Genomic DNA, 18169 nt, shown 5'->3' with positions numbered 1-18169 from the left:
GACCGATCGTCGGCGGGTGCGGGTGGTTTGTGCTTGCTCGCGCAGTTCCCCGCGCCCCTCGGGGCGTGACACTCCCCCGGGTGACAAGGGCACCTCGCACTCGCCCGCCCCGACCTCGTAAGGTCTTCATCGTGCTGGAAGAGATGCGGATACGGTCGCTCGGCGTCATTGATGACGCGGTCGTCGAGCTGTCGCCCGGCTTCACCGCTGTCACCGGTGAGACGGGTGCGGGCAAGACCATGGTCGTCACCAGCCTCGGGCTTCTCCTGGGCGGGCGTGCCGACGCGGCGCTCGTGCGGATCGGGGCCGACAAGGCCGTGGTCGAGGGGCGGATCTCGGTGGCCGCGGGTGCCGCGGCCGTCGTGCGGGCCGAGGAGGCCGGGGCCGAGCTGGACGACGGGGCGCTGCTGATCAGCCGCACCGTCTCGGCCGAGGGGCGGTCGCGGGCCCATGTGGGCGGGCGGAGCGTGCCGGTCGGGTTGCTCGCCGACCTCGCCGACGACCTCGTGGCCGTGCACGGGCAGACCGATCAGCAGGGGCTGCTGAAGCTGTCCCGGCAGCGGCAGGCGCTGGACCGGTACGCGGGCGACGCGGTCGCCGGGCCGCTCGCCAAGTACGGCGAGGCCTACCGGCGGCTGCGGGCCGTGTCGGTCGAGCTGGAGGAGATCGTCACACGCGCGCGTGAGCGGGCCCAGGAGGCCGACATGCTGCGCTACGGGCTCGACGAGATCGCCGGGGTCGAGCCGCGGGCCGGGGAGGACGTCGAGCTGTCCGAGGAGGCGGAGCGGCTCGGGCACGCCGAGGCGCTGTCGTCGGCCGCCACGGCCGCTCATGCCGCCCTCGCCGGGAATCCGGAGGACCCCGAGGGCATCGACGCCGCGACCCTCGTCGCGGGCGCCCAGCGGGCGCTGGACGCCGTCCGGTCGCACGACCCCGCGCTGTCCGCGCTCGCCGACCGGATCGGGGAGATCGGCATCCTGCTGGGCGACGTGGCGGGCGAACTGGCGGGGTACGCCGACGACCTGGACGCCGATCCGCTGCGGCTGGCGGCCGTCGAGGAACGGCGGGCCGCGCTCACCGCGCTGACCCGGAAGTACGGCGAGGACGTCAACTCCGTTCTGGCGTGGGCCGAGCGCAGCGCCGCGCGGCTGACCGAGCTGGACGGCGACGACGAGCGGATCGGCGAACTGACCGCCGAGCGGGACGCGCTGCGGGCCGAACTGGGCGGGCTCGCCCAGGCGTTGACCGACGCGCGGGCGGAGGCCGCCGAACGGTTCGCGGCCGCCGTGACGGCCGAGCTGGCCTCGCTCGCGATGCCGCACGCGCGCGTGTCCTTCGAACTGCGGCAGACCGAGGACCCGGAGGGCGTGGAGGTCGGCGGGCGCACCGTCGCCTACGGGCCGTCCGGCGTCGACGAGGTCGAGCTGCTGCTCGCCCCGCACCCGGGGGCGCCGCCGCGGCCCATCGCCAAGGGCGCCTCCGGCGGTGAGCTCTCGCGCGTGATGCTCGCCGTCGAGGTCGTGTTCGCGGGGACCGATCCCGTGCCGACGTACCTCTTCGACGAGGTCGACGCCGGTGTCGGCGGCAAGGCGGCCGTCGAGATCGGGCGGCGCCTGGCCCGGCTGGCGAAGAGCGCGCAGGTCGTGGTCGTGACCCACCTGCCGCAGGTCGCCGCCTTCGCCGACCGGCAGTTGCTGGTGGAGAAGACGAACGACGGTTCCGTGACGCGGTCCGGCGTGAAGGTCCTCGAAGGGGAGGACCGCGTACGGGAGTTGTCCCGGATGCTGGCCGGTCAGGAGGACTCGGAGACGGCCCGGGCGCACGCCGAGGAGCTGCTGGCCACGGCCCGCGCCGACGTCTAGCGGACGACGCGGAGGTGACGGGACGGCCCGTCACCTCCGCGGTTCCCTCACCGGCCCACCCGGAATCACCCCGTCCTCACTCGTGTGGGTGACCCCGTCCCGGTTTCCGCCCGTTGTCAGGCATTTTCGCGTTGCCGGAACACCCGTACGTGCTGGCATCCTTGGCGTAGAGCGTGGAGGAAACCGCGCGGTCCACCCCCTCCGCCCGGTCCTTCTGTACCTTCTTCGTGACCGCCCGACGCCGAACCAGGAGCCCCGGCCGCGTGAGCCCCGTCAGCACCCATCCGCCGCACGGCCAGTCGTCGCTGCGCACCGTGCAGGTGCTGGGCGGCGGCAACGCCGGCAGCAGCGCGCATGTGCGTTCGCTGGCCTCCGGGCTCGTCGCCAGGGGCGTACGGGTGACGGTGTGCGCCCCCGCCGAGGCCGACCGCCTCTACGACTTCACCGGCGCGGGCGCCGAGCACGTGCACGTGCCGCGCAGCAGCGATCCGGCGTCCGTGGCCGCGCTGCGGGAGGCCTGCCGCGACGCCGACCTGGTGCACGCGCACGGGCTGCACGCCTCCTTCCGCGCGGTGCTCGCGCTCGGCGGCCGGCGTACCCCGCTCGTCGTCACGTGGCACAACCGGGCGCACGCCGAAGGCGCCCGGGCCCATCTGCTGCGCCTGCTGGAGCGGCGCGTCGTGAAGGCCGCCACGGTGGTTCTGGGAACCACCTCCGACCTCGTCGACCGGGCCCGCGGCTCCGGTGCCCGGGACGCGCGTCTGGCCGCCGTCGCCCTGCCGCCGCCGCCCCGGCCGGCGGAGCAGGACGACCCCGAGCGGGCCGGCTCCAAGCTCCGGGCCGAACTCGGCGCGACCGGACGGCCGTTGCTGATGGCCGTCGGCTCGCTGGAGCGGCACCGCGGCTACCGCACCCTCCTGGACGCCGTGCACGCGTGGCGGCGGCTGGACCCCGTCCCGCTCGTCGTGATCGCCGGAGAGGGCCCGCTGCGCGGCGTCCTGCAGCGCCGCATCGAGGACGAGGAGCTGCCCGTGCGGCTCATCGGGCGCCGCGACGACGTGGGCGACCTCCTCGCCGCGGCCGACCTCGCGCTGCTGCCCAGCAGCTGGGAGTCGCGGTCCGTGTTCGCCCAGGCGGCCCTGCACGCGCGCGTGCCGCTCGTCGCGACCCGCGTGGGCGGCATCCCCGAACTCGTCGGCGAAGCGGCCGAACTCGTCCCGTACGGCGACGCGAAGGCCCTCGCCGACGCCGTGACCGCCCTCCTCGCCGACCCCGAGCGGTGCGAGCTGCTCAAGGACAACGGCACCCGGCAGGCGGCCACCTGGCCGACCGAGGACGAGACGGTCGCCCAAGTGCTCAGCGTCTACGACGAGTTGACCCAGCCCCGGCCGCTTCTCTAGGCGCCTGTTCGGGGGCCGTCCTCAGGACACGTGCCGTCGGGCCCGCAGGGCCAGGCTCAATGCCAGTACCGTCTGCGGGTCGTCGAGATCGGTGCCGAGCAACTCGCCGATCCTGGCGAGGCGGTTGTAGAGGGTCTGGCGGTTGAGGTGGAGTTCACGGGCCGTCTCCGCCTTGCGGCCGGCGTGCGCCAGGTACGTCTGCAGGGTGGGCAGCAGGGGCGGCTTGGAACGGTTGTCGTGGTCGCGCAGCGGGCCGATGGCACGGTCCACGAACGCCGCCAGGTCGGGATGGTCGCGCAGCCGCCACAGCAGCAGGTCGATGTCGAGGCGGCGGGCGTCGTACCAGGGCCGGTCCGTCAGCCCCTGCGCCGCCGTGGCCGTCTCCGCCGCGTGCCGCAGCCCCGCCGAGGCCGCCGCCCAGCCGCCCGCGACGCCGACGACCACCACCGGCGGCTGCGCCCCCGGCCGCCGCATGCCCGCGCGCTCCACGCCCGCCCGCAGCGCCGCGGCCACCCGGTCCGCCACCGCCGACCGCTCCGACTCCGACCGCAGGCCCAGCAGCACCAGGACACGGCCCTCGACGGGCCGTACGCCCAGCAGCACCGGCACCCCGACCGAGGCCAGCTCCTCGGACACCGCGCGCGCCAGCACCGCCCAGCCCCCGCCCGGCGACAGCGCGTCGCCCAGCCGCATCACGACCGGCAGCAGCGGAGTGTTGCCCGGCTTGAATCCCAGCACGCGCGCCTGCGCGGGCGCGTCCTCGGCGGTGATACGGCCCTCGGCGAGGTCGGTCAGGAAGTCGCCGCGGCCGCGCGCCGCGAGCTCCTCCTCCTGGCGTGCCTGCATCAGCACGACCGCCAGGATGCCCGCCGCCCGCTCCGCCGCCATCCTGTGCACCGCCGCCAGCGGCGCCCGCACCGGAAGCAGCACCAGCCGGGCCCGTACCGAACCCGTCCCCGGGCCGCCCCCGGGCACGTCCACGAGCACCGAGCCCGACGGCGGCGGGGCGTCCTTGTGCTGGCCGCGCAGCCCCTCCCAGACCTGCAGCGGGTCCGCGCCCTCGGGGCCCTCCCCGGCGGCGTACAGCAGCTGGCCGTCCGGCGTCTCCAGGAAGACCGGGTTGCCGCCGAAGTCGGCCAGGATGCCCAGCACCTGGGGCACCCCTCCGCCGCCCAGGAGCGCCTCGGTGCAGCGGCGGTGCACTTCCTCGGCCCGCTGCAGCAGCGCGTAGTGGCCGTTGACGATCTCGGTGTGGATCTCCTCCGTCACCGCGACGAAGGGCACCTCACGGTGCAGCTGCACCAGCGGCAGCCCCATCGCGCGTGCCGTGTCGACGAGCGTGGCGGGCAGCCTGGTGAACCGGGGGCCGAGTTCCACCACGAGGGCCGCGATGCCCCGCTCGGCCAGGGTGCGCACGAACGCCCGCTGGTCGGCCGGGCGGGTGCCGAGCCCGTAGCCCGTGGTCAGCAGCAGCTCGCCGCCCTTCAGCAGCGAGGCGATGTTGGGGACCTCGCCGGCGTGCACCCAGCGCACGGTCCGCCTTAGCCGGTCGGCGCCCGCCAGGACCTCGGGCAGACCGCTGCGCAGTCCGGGCAGCTCCAGCGCCCGCTGCACGGTGATCCCGCCGCCCTGGGTGTCGAATCCGCTGTCCATGCCGCTGTCCATGGACCGGACGCTACCTGCGCGGACGCCCCGGGGACACTTCCGGCCGGTGCTGGCGGCGCGGCCCTGGACGAGCCCCGCCGCCGTACCTCCGCGCGCGGTCAGCCGCCGTAGGCTCCCGAGGCCGTCAGGCGCAGTGCCGTGTCGATGAGCGGGACGTGGCTGAAGGCCTGCGGGAAGTTGCCGACCTGGCGCTTGAGACGCGGGTCCCACTCCTCGGCGAGCAGGCCGAGGTCGTTGCGCAGCGACAGGAGCTTCTCGAAGAGCTTGCGCGCCTCGTCCACCCGGCCGATCATCGCGAGGTCGTCCGCCATCCAGAACGAGCAGGCCAGGAAGGCGCCCTCGTCGCCGGGCAGGCCGTCGACGCCCTCGCTGTCGCCCTCGGTGGGGTAGCGCAGGATGAAGCCGTCCGGGGTGGACAGCTCGCGCTGGATCGCCTCGATCGTGCCGATCACCCGCTTGTCGTCGGGCGGCAGGAAGCCCATCTGCGGGATGAGCAGCAGCGACGCGTCCAGCTCCTTCGAGCCGTACGACTGCGTGAAGGTGTTGCGCTCCTTGTCGTAACCCTTCTCGCACACGTCCCGGTGGATCTCGTCGCGCAGTTCCTTCCACCGCTCCAGCGGGCCGTCGGCGTCGCCGGACTCGATGAGCTTGATGGTGCGGTCGACGGCGACCCACGCCATGACCTTGGAGTGCACGAAGTGGCGGCGCGGGCCGCGCACCTCCCAGATGCCCTCGTCCGGCTCGTCCCAGTGCTGCTCCAGGTAGCGGATCAGCTTCAGCTGGAGCAGGGAGGCGTAGTCGCTGCGGGCCAGGCCCGTCATGTGGCCCAGGTGCAGGGCCTCGGTGACCTCGCCGTAGACGTCGAGCTGGAGCTGGTGGGCGGCGCCGTTGCCGACGCGCACCGGCGCCGAGTTCTCGTAGCCGGGCAGCCAGTCCAGCTCCGCCTCGCCGAGCTCGCGCTCGCCCGCGATGCCGTACATGATCTGCAGGTTCTCCGGGTCGCCGGCGACCGCGCGCAGCAGCCACTCGCGCCAGGCGCGGGCCTCCTCGCGGTAGCCGGTGCGCAGCAGCGAGGACAGGGTGATGGCCGCGTCGCGCAGCCAGGTGTAGCGGTAGTCCCAGTTGCGGACGCCGCCGATGTCCTCCGGGAGGGAGGTCGTCGGCGCGGCGACGATGCCGCCCGTCGGCGCGTACGTAAGAGCCTTCAGCGTGATGAGGGAGCGGACGACCGCCTCGCGGTACGGGCCGTGGTACGTGCAGTGCTCGACCCACTCCCGCCAGAAGTCCTCCGTCGCCTCCAGCGAGGTCTCCGGCTCCGGCAGCGGCGGGGGCTCCTTGTGCGAGGGCTGCCAGGAGATCGTGAAGGCGATGCGGTCACCGGGGGCGACGGTGAAGTCCGAGTACGTGGTCAGCGACTTGCCGTAGGTCTCGCACTCGGTGTCGTACCAGACCGAGTCCGGGCCGGCCACGGCGACCGTGCGGCCGTCGTGCTTGTGCACCCACGGCACGACCCGGCCGTAGGAGAAGCGCATGCGCAGGGCCGAGCGCATGGGCACGCGGCCCGAGACGCCCTCGACGATGCGGATCAGCTGGGGGGCGCCGTCACGGGGCGGCATGAAATCCGTCACTCGGACCGTGCCGCGCGGGGTGTCCCACTCGGATTCCAGGATCAGCGAGTCGCCGCGGTAGCTTCGCCGGGCCGCCGTGGGGGGCTCGGCGTCGGAGGCGTGGGCGGGGCCCAGACGCCAGAATCCGTGTTCCTCGGTGCCCAGCAGGCCGGCGAAGATGGCATGCGAGTCGAAGCGGGGCAGGCACAGCCAGTCCACCGTGCCGTCCCGGCAGACCAAGGCGGCGGTCTGCATGTCTCCGATGAGTGCGTAGTCTTCGATGCGCCCGGCCACGTGCAACTCCAGTCGAACGGCCACGTCACCCCCAGCAGGGGGCTGTCGCTATTGCGGTCAAGGGGTCGTTGTAATGCGTCGTTGAGCGGTGAAGCAAAGCAGTCGTGCCTGCCGTGTGGCAAAACGACAATTGATGCTCAACGATCTGACGAGCTCTCGTTGTTCCGGTGATTACAGGCGGGGGTGGTGCCGTGTACCCGGCCGGGCTCGGCAGCGAGTGTCCGAGCAGGATACGACGCACGTAGATGATCTGTGTGCCGCTCCGGGCAACCCACGTCGGCCGAACGGGTGAGCAACGAGGGGGAAACAGTTGAAAGCGTGTGCGTCCGTGGCGACCCGTGTGCGGAGCGTGCCCGGAAGCCATCGGCTGCCTTCGCTGATACCCTGGTAGCCCGTGGACCGGTGGGCGAGAGAACCCCGGAACCGCACCCCAAACCGCGACCACGGGAGCCCCCTCTTGGCCATGCCGCCCAAATCTTCGACGACCAAGCACATCTTCGTCACCGGGGGTGTCGCCTCCTCGCTCGGCAAGGGCCTCACCGCCTCCAGCCTGGGCATGCTGCTCAAGGCCCGGGGCCTGCGCGTGGTCATGCAGAAGCTCGACCCGTACCTGAACGTGGACCCCGGCACGATGAACCCCTTCCAGCACGGTGAGGTTTTCGTCACCAACGACGGCGCCGAGACCGACCTGGACATCGGCCACTACGAGCGCTTCCTCGACCGCGACCTGGACGGCTCGGCCAACGTCACCACCGGCCAGGTGTACTCGACGGTGATCGCCAAGGAGCGGCGCGGCGAGTACCTGGGCGACACCGTGCAGGTCATCCCGCACATCACCAACGAGATCAAGCACCGCATCCGCCGCATGGCGACGGACGAGGTCGACGTCGTGATCACCGAGGTCGGCGGCACGGTCGGCGACATCGAGTCGCTGCCGTTCCTGGAGACCGTCCGTCAGGTGCGCCACGAGGTCGGCCGTGACAACGTCTTCGTCGTCCACATCTCCCTCCTGCCCTACATCGGCCCGTCGGGAGAGCTGAAGACGAAGCCGACCCAGCACTCGGTTGCGGCCCTTCGCAACATCGGTATCCAGCCGGACGCGATCGTGCTGCGCTGCGACCGCGAGGTGCCCACCGCGATCAAGCGCAAGATCTCGCTGATGTGCGACGTCGACGAGGCAGCGGTGGTCGCCTGCCCCGACGCGCGTTCCATCTACGACATCCCGAAGACCGTGCACGGCGAGGGCCTGGACGCCTATGTCGTCCGCAAGCTGGACCTGCCGTTCCGCGACGTGGACTGGACGACCTGGGACGACCTGCTCGACCGCGTCCACAACCCCGACCACGAGATCACCCTGGCCCTGGTCGGCAAGTACATCGACCTGCCCGACGCCTACCTCTCGGTGACCGAGGCGCTGCGCGCCGGCGGCTTCGCCAACCGGGCCCGCGTCAAGATCAAGTGGGTCACCTCGGACGACTGCAAGACCCCGGCCGGTGCCAAGGCGCAGCTGGAGGACGTGGACGGCATCTGCATCCCCGGCGGCTTCGGCGACCGCGGTGTGCTCGGCAAGGTCGGCGCGATCAAGTACGCCCGCGAGAACCGGATCCCGCTGCTCGGGCTCTGCCTGGGCCTGCAGTGCATCGTGATCGAGGCCGCCCGCCACCTGGCCGACATCCCGGACGCCAACTCCACCGAGTTCGACTCGGCCACCGCCCACCCGGTCATCTCCACCATGGCCGAGCAGCTGGACATCGTGGCCGGCGAGGGCGACATGGGCGGAACGATGCGCCTGGGCATGTACCCGGCCAAGCTGGCCGAGGGCTCCATCGTGCGCGAGGTGTACGACGGCAAGGAGTACGTCGAGGAGCGGCACCGCCACCGCTACGAGGTCAACAACGCCTACCGCGCGGAGCTGGAGAAGAAGGCGGGCATCCTGTTCTCCGGCACCTCGCCGGACGGCAAGCTCGTGGAGTACGTGGAGTACCCCCGCGAGGTGCACCCCTACCTGGTCGCCACCCAGGCGCACCCCGAGCTCCGCTCGCGTCCGACCCGCCCGCACCCGCTCTTCGCGGGCCTGGTGAAGGCGGCCGTCGAGCGCCAGCGGGCCGAGGGCGCGCAGGAGAATTCGGACTGACACAAGAGTTGTACGGTGGCCGGGGCGCCCGCATTCAAAAGGTGGGCGTCCCGGCCGCTTCTTTTTGCACATGGGGAAGGACAGGGCATGACCATCAAGGACACCCCCGAGGAGTGGGAGATCCGGGCGACGGAGACCCCGTTCACGGGCAACAAGACCTCCGTCCGCACGGACGAGGTCGTCATGCCCGACGGCTCGGTCGTCCGCCGCGACTACCAGGTCCACCCCGGCTCGGTCGCCGTCCTCGCCCTCGACGACACCGGGCGCGTCCTGGTCATCCGCCAGTACCGTCACCCCGTCCGGCAGAAGCTGTGGGAGATCCCGGCCGGTCTGCTCGACGTCCCCGGTGAGAATCCGCTGCACGCCGCCCAGCGCGAGCTGTACGAGGAGGCCCACGTCAAGGCCGAGGACTGGCGGGTGCTGACCGACGTCTACACCACGCCCGGCGGCTGCGACGAGGCCGTGCGCATCTTCCTGGCCCGCGATCTGTCCGAGGCGGACGGCGAACGCTTCGAGGTCGAGCACGAGGAGATCGACCTGGAGTACGAGCGCGTGCCGGTCGACGAGCTCGTGCGCGGCGTCCTCGCGGGCGAACTGCACAACAACTGCCTCGTGGTGGGCGTCCTTTCGCTCGTCGCCGCGCAGAACGGGGAGGGGCTGGACGCGCTGCGCCCGGCGGAGGCGCCGTGGCCCGCGCGTCCGTTCGAGGCCTGAAGCCGGCAGGGCCATCAGGACCACTTCCGGTGTGACCATCTGCTGATCCGATCGGGGGACCTGCCCGCCGCGCTCCACCTGGACCGTTGCAGAGCGTGAACTAGGCTCTGTTACCGCCCGGACCGGAGTCCCGGCGGGCTTTTGCGTGTGGTGGGACGGGAGTGTGCCCGTGACGGATCAGGCGGTGGACCCAGGCGGCGTACGGCTGTCGGAGCGCGGTGCTGCGGAGCGTCAGTTCCTCGGCCGCACAAGGGAGTTGAAGGAACTGCGCGCCGACATCGAGCGCGCGGGCCTGGACACCCTGTCCGGAAAGAAACCTCCACGCGCGCGTGTGCTGCTCATCGCGGGCCGGCCCGGCTCCGGACGCACGGCCCTCGCCGAGGAACTCGTCCGGCAGGTCGCGGACCGTTACGACGACGGGGTGCTGCGGGCGCGGCTCAGCGAGCCCGACGGCACCCCCGTCCCCACCGAGCGCACCGCTCGCGAACTGCTGGCCGCGCTGGACCGGCCGACCCCGGCCGGAGCCGCCGCGGACGAGCTGTCGGAGGCGCTGCGCACGGCCCTCGCCGACCGCCGGACGCTGATCCTGCTCGACGACGCGGCCGACCCCGAGCAGGTCGACGCCCTGCTGCCGGACAGCCCGGACTGCCTGGTCGTCGCCGTCTCCGACGGCCCCCTCACCGGCATCTCCGACGTCCGCCCCTGCACCCTCGGCGGCCTCGACACCAAGTCCGCCATCGAGCTGCTGACCGCGTACACCGGCTCCGTCCGCATCACCGTCGACCCGCGGGCCGCCGAGGGCCTGGTCGAGGAGTGCCAGGGCCAGCCGGCCGCGCTGGAGCTGGCCGGCGGCTGGCTCGCCGCGCGCCCCAAGGCCGCCGTCGCCGACCTCGCCAAGCAGCTGCGGGCCGACGGCCAGGAGGGCACCCCGCTCGGCCGCGTCTTCCGGCTCTCCTACGCCTCGCTGCCCTCCACGGCCGCCCGGATACTGCGACTGCTCTCCCTCGCCCCGGGCGGCCTCGTCGACCCGCACACCGCGTCCGCGCTGGCCGGCTGCTCGGTGGGCGGCGCCCGCACCACGCTGGACGACTTCGTCGCCCTCGGCCTGCTGCGCTCCGTGGACTCACCGCTGCCGGAGTACGAGGTCCCGGGCTGTCTGCACCCCCTGCTCAAGACCCTCGCCGAGACCCAGGAGCGCCCCGCCGAGCTGCAGCTGGCCCGCGCCCGGATGCTGGAGCGGACGGTGCGGCTGCTGCAGTCGTGCCGGGCGATCACCGAGACCGACAGCGCCGAGGCCCGCGAGAAGCTCCAGGGCATGCCCCGCTCCCTGCGCTTCCCCCACCCGCGGGCCGCCGAGGACTGGCTGAGCCAGCGCCGGCCGGCCCTGCTGGCCGCCGCCCGGGCCGCGGTGGCCGACGGGGAGCTGGACACGCTGGCCCGCCGCCTGATGTCCCAGCTGGTCCGGACGATGGTCGCGCACTTCGGCATGCAGGCCGCCGCGCCGGACCTGTACGGCATCCACGGGCTGGTGCTGGACGTCGCCGAGCGCCGGAAGCTGCCCCGGGAGGCGGCGGCGGCCCTGCTGAACCTGGGGGACCTGGACGCGCAGACGGGGCGTACGGCGGACGCCCTGGTGCGCTATCGGGCCGCGCTGGACGCCGGACGCGAGGCGAACGACCCGTATGCGACCGGCCGCGCGATGGAATCCGTAGGCGGCGCGCATCTGGAGCTCGGGGACTACGACCGGGCCGCCGACTGGTTCGGCCGGGCCCTCGCCCAGCGCCTGGCCCGCGACGAGCGCGCCGAGGCCGCCCGGATGTACGGCCGTATCGCCGCCGCGCACACCTACGCGGGCCGCTACGGCGAGGCGCTGCGCAACTGGCGCTCGGCGGCCGCCGGACACCGCAAGAACGGCGATGTGGCCGCTCAGGCGCGGGCGTTGAGCGAGACGGCGCGGGTCCAGGAGTACGCAGGACGCCCGGAGGAGTCGCTGCGCACCTGCCACGAGGCGCTGGACCTCGCGCGCCGCGCCGACGACGTACGGCTCCAGGCGGCGCTGCAGCTGCGGCTCGCCGACACGATGGACCGCCTCGGCGATCCCGCCGCCGCGCGGCTGCACCGGGGCGCCGCCGAACGGCTGCTGGGCGAGGAGCCGGACCTGCCGGAAGAGATCGATGAAACGAAACAAGGCGCTGACGCCTGCGAAATCCGTAGTACACCCGCTGAAGATTGATGCAATGAAAGGCTAGACAGCGGGAACGCCTTCATTAGACTGGCTCTGCCGCACCTTCTCCTGCGGTGTCTCCCGGTGTGCTCATGCATGCCTGGGTATGTGTTGTATTGCCCCACATCCACTGAGCCAAGGACCGTGATCGACGTGAAGGTCGGCATCCCCCGCGAGGTCAAGAACAACGAGTTCCGGGTGGCCATCACCCCGTCCGGCGTGCACGAGCTGGTGCGCAACGGCCACCAGGTCGTCATCGAGCAGGGCGCCGGTGCCGGCTCGTCGATCCCGGACGAGGAGTACGTCGCCGCGGGCGCGCAGATCCTCGGCACCGCCGACGAGGTGTGGGCCGCCGCGGACCTGCTGCTGAAGGTCAAGGAGCCCATCGCGGAGGAGTACCACCGCCTCCGCAAGGACCAGACGCTCTTCACCTACCTGCACCTGGCCGCCTCCAAGGAGTGCACCGACGCGCTCATCGAGTCCGGCACGACCGCGATCGCCTACGAGACCGTCGAGCTGCCCTCCCGCGCGCTCCCGCTGCTCGCCCCGATGTCCGAGGTCGCGGGCCGGCTCGCCCCGCAGGTCGGCGCCTACCACCTGATGCGCTCGGTCGGCGGCCGCGGTGTGCTGCCCGGCGGCGTCCCCGGCACCCAGCCCGCGCGGGCCGTCGTCATCGGCGGCGGTGTCTCCGGCTGGAACGCCACGCAGATCGCCGTCGGCATGGGCTTCCACGTCACCCTGCTCGACCGCGACATCAACAAGCTCCGCGAGGCCGACAAGGTCTTCGGCACCAAGGTCCGCGCGATCATGTCCAACTCCCTCGAGCTGGAGAAGGCCGTCCTGGACGCCGACCTCGTCATCGGCGCGGTCCTCATCCCGGGCGCCAAGGCCCCGAAGCTGGTCACCAACGAGCTCGTGGCGCGGATGAAGCCCGGAAGTGTCCTTGTCGACATCGCGATCGACCAGGGCGGCTGCTTCGAGGACTCCCACCCGACCACGCACGCCGAGCCGACCTTCCAGGTGCACGACTCGGTCTTCTACTGCGTCGCCAACATGCCCGGCGCGGTGCCCAACACCTCCACCTACGCGCTCACCAACGCCACGCTGCCGTACATCGTCGAGCTGGCGAACCGCGGCTGGGTCGAGGCGCTGCGCCGTGACCCCGCGCTCGCCAAGGGCCTCAACACCCATGACGGCAAGGTCGTTTACCGCGAGGTCGCGGAGGCGCACGGCCTGGAGCACGTGGAGCTCGAGTCGCTCCTCGGCTGAGTCCCCCCGCGGGCCGTTCGGTCACCGGAGAACTAAGTCACCTTTTCGTAAAGGCGATACGTCAACAAGACGCGTCAACCCTGCGCACGCGGCCGGACCTTGCCCCACAAGGTCCGGCCGGATGTGTGTATGGTCACTTTGCGACTCTCGGTCAACTCGCCTCGAACGTAACTCTTCGGTCGATTCGCACACCGGTGAAACCTGCCGTGCGACGGCCGTACGCCCTTGACAGTGGGATGTTTCATTGTCGACACATCGAGCCGGGTCCGGCGGATTGTGTTGCTGCGAACACCCGACACGCCATAGAGTCGCCAACCGTCGGCATGGTGCCACGCTGACCTGTCTAGAAGTTTCCTGGTCACCAAGGAGGTAAGACGACTTGTGAATGAGTCGACATTTTCTCCCGGGGGTGGTCAACCAGGAACGCCTGTACGGGGCCAGGGCCCCGCGGGGTTCGAGGCTGTCGGCTCCGTTGCTGTGCGCACCTTCGCAGCCCACCAGAGCCCCGGTCCGCAATTCGCCGGGACAGCACACCAGAGCATGGATGGCCATCACGTGAACGCCATGGCCGGCGACGGAAGTGGCGCGCCCCACAACCACTTCGCCGACTACGACGAACTGCCCGACGGGCACTTCTACGACCCGGACGCCGAGTACGAGCCCGATCCCGAGTACGCGGCCACGCTCGCGCCCGACGCTGCCCGGCAGCGCCGTGAGCGCGTCGGCCCGACCGGGCGCCCGCTGCCGTACTTCCCGATCCCGGGGCCGCTGACCGACCACGGCCCCGCGAAGATCATCGCGATGTGCAACCAGAAGGGCGGCGTCGGCAAGACCACGTCGACCATCAACCTGGGTGCCGCGCTCGCGGAGTACGGACGGCGCGTGCTGCTCGTGGACTTCGACCCGCAGGGCGCGCTGTCGGTGGGTCTCGGCGTCAACCCGATGGAGCTCGACCTCACCGTCTACAACCTGCTCATGGAGCGGGGCATGGCGGCCGACGAGGTGCTCCTGAAGACCGCGGTCCCGAACATGGACCTGCTCCCGAGCAACATCGACCTGTCGGCGGCCGAGGTCCAGCTGGTCTCCGAGGTCGCGCGCGAGTCGACGCTGCAGCGTGCGCTGAAGCCGCTCATGGCCGACTACGACTACATCGTGATCGACTGTCAGCCCTCGCTGGGTCTGCTGACGGTGAACGCGCTGACGGCCGCGCACAAGGTGATAGTGCCTCTGGAGTGCGAGTTCTTCGCCCTGCGTGGTGTCGCGCTGCTGACGGAGACGATCGAGAAGGTCCAGGAGCGGCTCAACCCCGAGCTGGAGCTCGACGGGATCCTCGCCACGATGTACGACTCGCGCACCGTGCACAGCCGTGAGGTGCTCGCGCGTGTCGTCGAGGCGTTCGACGACCACGTCTACCACACGGTCATCGGGCGCACGGTCCGCTTCCCGGAGACCACGGTCGCCGGTGAGCCGATCACCACGTACGCCTCCAACTCCGTCGGCGCCGCCGCCTACCGCCAGCTCGCCAGGGAGGTGCTCGCCCGGTGTCACGCCGAGTGAGTCTGCCGGGGGCCGACGAACTCTTCCGTACGACAGGGGGAATGGCGCTCCAGCCGTCCACGCCGCGGCGTGGGGCCAACGGTGAGGCCCGGGTGCCCGCGCCCGCCGGCGAGAGCGACCCGGCCGTGGTGCCGTCCGAGGACGCGCCGCAGTCGGTGCCCGCGCAGGGCGGTGACGGCGAGGGCGCCGAGCACGTGGCGACGGAGCCGGAGCAGTCGATCGACGCGGGCGAGTCCCGCAGCCGTCCCGCGCGGCGTCAGACGGCGCAGGAAGGTTCTGCCGGGCCGGCGGCCGCCGCACAGTCCCGCAAGCGCGGACGGGCGGCCAACCGGCGCCCCAGCGGGCGGGAGCGGCACGACGAGAAGATCACGGTGTACGTCTCCGCCGAGGAGCTGATGGACCTGGAGCACGCCCGTCTCGTCCTGCGCGGCGAGCACGGGCTGGCGGTCGACCGCGGACGGATCGTCCGCGAGGCGGTCGCCGTGGTGCTGGCCGATCTGGAGTCCCGCGGGGACGCGAGCATTCTGGTACGTCGGCTGCGCGGGCGGTAGGCGGTAGCCTGCGGGGGCCATGACCTCGAACGACGTTCCCAGCCCCGGCGCCGGCGCCGGCCGTCGGCGTGCGCTGGGGCGGGGACCGGGGGCCGCACCCGCGGAGCCACCGGCGGTCGTGGAGCCGGCGGTCGTGGAGCCGCCGAGCGAGGCACCGGCCGGCATGGAATCGGCTGTCGAGGAGCCGCTGAGCGAGGCACCGGCTGTCGAGGAGCCGCCCGTCGTCGAGCTGGCGGTGGCGGAGCCGGAAGCGGAGCCGGAGGCGCACTCCGAGCCCGCCGAACCCCAGGAACCCGGCGACGGTGTCTTCAAGGTGCGGCTCGCCAACTTCGAGGGGCCCTTCGACCTGCTGCTCCAGCTGATCTCCAAGCACAAGCTGGATGTCACCGAGGTCGCGCTGTCCAAGGTCACCGACGAGTTCATGGCGCACATCCGGGCCATGGGGCCGGACTGGAGCCTGGACGAGACGACCGAGTTCCTGGTCGTCGCCGCGACCCTGCTCGACCTCAAGGCCGCCCGGCTGCTGCCGTCCGCAGAGGTGGAGGACGAGGCCGACCTGGCGCTGCTGGAGGCGCGGGACCTGCTGTTCGCGCGGCTGCTGCAGTACCGGGCGTACAAGCAGATCGCCGACATCTTCAGCGCCCGGCTGGACGACGAGGCCCGGCGCTACCCCCGTACCGTCGGCCTCGAACCGCAGCACGCCGAGCTGCTGCCCGAGGTCGTCATCAGCATCGGCCCGGAGGGCTTCGCCAGACTCGCGGTCAAGGCGATGCAGCCCAGGCCCAAGCCGCAGGTGTACGTCGACCACATCCACGCGCCGCTGGTCAGCGTGCAGGAGCAGGCCGGGATCGTGGTGGCGCGGCTGCGGGAACTCGGCGAGGCCAGCTTCCGGGCCCTGGTCGAGGACACCGACGACACGCTCACCGTCGTGGCGAGGTTCCTGGCGCTGCTGGAGCTGTACCGGGAGAAGGCCGTGGCCCTGGAGCAGGAGACGGCCCTCGGGGAGCTGCTCGTGCGGTGGACCGGCGGCGAGGGGGAGACCCAGCCGATGGTGACCGACGAGTTCGACCGACCGCCCGAGCCGCCCAAGGAGGACAAGACGTGAGCGAGGACACCACCGGACTCCCGGCCGGGCTGCGTTCCGTCGCCGACCTCGACCTCAAGCCCGCCCTGGAGGCCGTTCTGATGGTCGTGGACGAGCCCGCGACCGAGGAGCACCTGGCGAAGATCCTGGAGCGGCCCAGGCGGCAGATCGCGAGCGCCCTGCGGGAGCTGGCCGACGACTACACCGTGCAGGGCCGCGGCTTCGAGCTGCGGTTCGTCGCCGGCGGCTGGCGCTTCTACACCCGCCCCGAGTACGCGGCGGCCGTCGAGCGCCTCGTCCTGGACGGCCAGACGGCACGCCTGACCCAGGCGGCCCTCGAGACCCTCGCCGTCGTCGCCTACCGCCAGCCGGTGAGCCGCAGCCGCGTCTCGGCCGTGCGCGGGGTCAACTGCGACGGGGTCATGCGCACGCTGCTGCAGCGGGGTCTGGTCGAGGAGGCGGGCACGGAACCCGAAACAGGTGCGATCCTGTACAGGACGACGAACTACTTCCTGGAGCGGATGGGCCTGCGCGGTCTGGACGAGCTCCCGGAACTCGCGCCCTTCCTCCCGGAGGCGGAGGCGATCGAGGCCGAGACGCTGGAAGGGGTCCCGTCGTTCGATCCGGACGCTCCGGATTCCGAGGACGCAGACGACAAGACGGAACTTTGATGCGAAGCAGCAGCGGCAGGAACAGCAGCGGAAACAACGGCGGGAGCCGTGGTGGCAACAGCGGCGGCCGCGGCGGGAGCAGCGGTGGCCGCGGTAACTACCGCGGCGCCGGCAACTCCCGTGACGACAAGCAGGGGGCCGGCCGGCCGAAGAAGCCGCGCCCGGAGGAGCGGCGCTACGACGTGGGCCCCGGCGCCACCCAGGACGGCCCGAAGTCGGGTCGCGGCGGTTCGGCCCGCGGCGGCGCCAAGGGCGGCCCCAGGCAGTCCCAGCAGGGCGGGCGCGGCCGTACGGCCCCGGGCAGCTCCCGCGAGTACGAGGCGCGCGCCGAGGAGCGCAACCGGGAGCGGTACGCCGGCAAGAAGGACGTGAAGCTGCCCAAGACCTTCCCGGGCGCCGAGCAGGAGGGCGAGCGGCTGCAGAAGGTCCTCGCGCGCGCGGGCTACGGTTCCCGGCGTGCCTGTGAGGAGCTGATCGAGCAGGCGCGCGTCGAGGTCAACGGCGAGATCGTCCTGGAGCAGGGCAAGCGGGTCGACCCCGAGAAGGACGAGGTCAAGGTCGACGGCCTGACGGTCGCGACGCAGTCGTACCAGTTCTTCTCGCTGAACAAGCCCGCCGGCGTCGTCTCCACGATGGAGGACCCGGAGGGCCGCCAGTGCCTCGGGGACTACGTCACCAACCGGGAGACCCGGCTGTTCCACGTGGGGCGGCTCGACACCGAGACCGAGGGCGTCATCCTGCTCACCAACCACGGCGAGCTGGCGCACCGGCTGACCCACCCCAAGTACGGCGTGAAGAAGACCTATCTCGCCGCCATCGTGGGCCCGATCCCGCGTGACCTGGGCAAGAAGCTCAAGGACGGCATCCAGCTGGAGGACGGCTACGCGCGCGCGGACCACTTCCGGGTCGTCGAGCAGACCGGCAAGAACTACCTGGTCGAGGTGACCCTGCACGAGGGCCGCAAGCACATCGTGCGCCGCATGCTCGCCGAGGCCGGCTTCCCGGTCGAGAAGCTGGTGCGCACCTCCTTCGGTCCGATCACCCTGGGCGACCAGAAGTCGGGCTGGCTGCGCCGGCTGTCCAACACCGAGGTCGGCATGCTGATGAAGGAAGTCGATCTCTGATCCCGCCCCGCGG

The 18169-nt window shown here is 72.0% G+C and carries 13 protein-coding genes; 11 read left to right on the top strand and 2 right to left on the bottom strand.

Going from position 1 to position 18169, the window contains the following annotated elements:
• Positions 1-143: 143 nt before the first annotated feature.
• Both recN and ACIGDI_RS23930 read left to right on the top strand, forming a co-directional pair.
• Positions 144-1862, top strand: a complete 1719-nt coding sequence (gene recN, locus ACIGDI_RS23935; protein WP_272175912.1) for a DNA repair protein RecN — start codon at positions 144-146, stop codon at positions 1860-1862.
• Between the two features lie 263 nt (positions 1863-2125).
• Positions 2126-3262 (top strand): glycosyltransferase family 4 protein, encoded by a 1137-nt coding sequence (locus tag ACIGDI_RS23930; protein ID WP_399899977.1) that lies wholly within the window; start codon positions 2126-2128, stop codon positions 3260-3262.
• Positions 3263-3283: 21 nt separating this feature from the next.
• Here the strand turns inward: ACIGDI_RS23930 and ACIGDI_RS23925 are convergent, their stop codons facing one another.
• Entirely contained in the window at positions 3284-4927 is a 1644-nt protein-coding gene (locus ACIGDI_RS23925) for a PucR family transcriptional regulator (protein WP_399899974.1), read from the bottom strand.
• 98 nt (positions 4928-5025) lie between these two features.
• Positions 5026-6828, bottom strand: coding sequence for a glycoside hydrolase family 15 protein (locus tag ACIGDI_RS23920; protein WP_200702050.1), 1803 nt, complete (start codon positions 6826-6828; stop codon positions 5026-5028).
• A 463-nt stretch (positions 6829-7291) separates the two neighbouring features.
• Between ACIGDI_RS23920 and ACIGDI_RS23915 the strand changes: the two genes are divergently transcribed.
• From ACIGDI_RS23915 to ACIGDI_RS23875, 9 genes are all read left to right on the top strand, one after another.
• Positions 7292-8962: a CTP synthase gene (locus ACIGDI_RS23915; RefSeq protein WP_200702046.1), complete on the top strand. Its 1671-nt coding sequence runs from the start codon at positions 7292-7294 to the stop codon at positions 8960-8962.
• Positions 8963-9049: 87 nt separating this feature from the next.
• Positions 9050-9676, top strand: a complete 627-nt coding sequence (locus tag ACIGDI_RS23910) for an NUDIX hydrolase (RefSeq protein ID WP_200702045.1) — start codon at positions 9050-9052, stop codon at positions 9674-9676.
• Positions 9677-9845: 169 nt separating this feature from the next.
• On the top strand, positions 9846-11909 hold the full coding sequence (locus ACIGDI_RS23905) for a tetratricopeptide repeat protein (protein WP_399899969.1): 2064 nt from the start codon (positions 9846-9848) through the stop codon (positions 11907-11909).
• Positions 11910-12053: 144 nt separating this feature from the next.
• Entirely contained in the window at positions 12054-13169 is a 1116-nt protein-coding gene (gene ald / locus ACIGDI_RS23900) for an alanine dehydrogenase (RefSeq protein WP_200702049.1), read from the top strand.
• A 381-nt stretch (positions 13170-13550) separates the two neighbouring features.
• Positions 13551-14726 (top strand): ParA family protein, encoded by a 1176-nt coding sequence (locus ACIGDI_RS23895; protein WP_399899967.1) that lies wholly within the window; start codon positions 13551-13553, stop codon positions 14724-14726.
• Positions 14711-15277, top strand: coding sequence for a hypothetical protein (locus ACIGDI_RS23890; protein WP_399899964.1), 567 nt, complete (start codon positions 14711-14713; stop codon positions 15275-15277). Before ACIGDI_RS23895 ends, ACIGDI_RS23890 begins: the two co-directional genes overlap by 16 nt.
• 19 nt (positions 15278-15296) lie before the next feature.
• Complete coding sequence (locus ACIGDI_RS23885; RefSeq protein ID WP_399899961.1) at positions 15297-16382, top strand: segregation and condensation protein A; 1086 nt, start codon at positions 15297-15299, stop codon at positions 16380-16382.
• Entirely contained in the window at positions 16379-17032 is a 654-nt protein-coding gene (gene scpB / locus ACIGDI_RS23880; protein ID WP_399899958.1) for an SMC-Scp complex subunit ScpB, read from the top strand. The genes ACIGDI_RS23885 and scpB overlap by 4 nt, the downstream gene beginning before the upstream one ends.
• Entirely contained in the window at positions 17032-18156 is a 1125-nt protein-coding gene (locus ACIGDI_RS23875; RefSeq protein ID WP_200702039.1) for a pseudouridine synthase, read from the top strand. Before scpB ends, ACIGDI_RS23875 begins: the two co-directional genes overlap by 1 nt.
• The last annotated feature ends 13 nt before the right edge of the window (positions 18157-18169 follow it).

The sequence above is a fragment of the Streptomyces sp. NPDC085900 genome, assembly GCF_044540925.1.
In the GTDB taxonomy this organism is placed as follows: domain Bacteria; phylum Actinomycetota; class Actinomycetes; order Streptomycetales; family Streptomycetaceae; genus Streptomyces; species Streptomyces gilvifuscus.
The sequence above is the reverse complement of the archived record's forward strand: the minus strand, read 5'-3'. Positions and strand labels throughout refer to the sequence as shown.

Coding starts and splice junctions, on each gene's coding strand:
- recN (WP_272175912.1), top strand. CDS start 144: ATGCGGATACGGTCGCTCGGCGTCATTGATGACGCGGTCGTCGAGCTG.
- ACIGDI_RS23925 (WP_399899974.1), bottom strand. CDS start 4,927: ATGGACAGCGGCATGGACAGCGGATTCGACACCCAGGGCGGCGGGATC.
- ACIGDI_RS23915 (WP_200702046.1), top strand. CDS start 7,292: ATGCCGCCCAAATCTTCGACGACCAAGCACATCTTCGTCACCGGGGGT.
- ACIGDI_RS23910 (WP_200702045.1), top strand. CDS start 9,050: ATGACCATCAAGGACACCCCCGAGGAGTGGGAGATCCGGGCGACGGAG.
- ACIGDI_RS23885 (WP_399899961.1), top strand. CDS start 15,297: ATGACCTCGAACGACGTTCCCAGCCCCGGCGCCGGCGCCGGCCGTCGG.
- ACIGDI_RS23875 (WP_200702039.1), top strand. CDS start 17,032: ATGCGAAGCAGCAGCGGCAGGAACAGCAGCGGAAACAACGGCGGGAGC.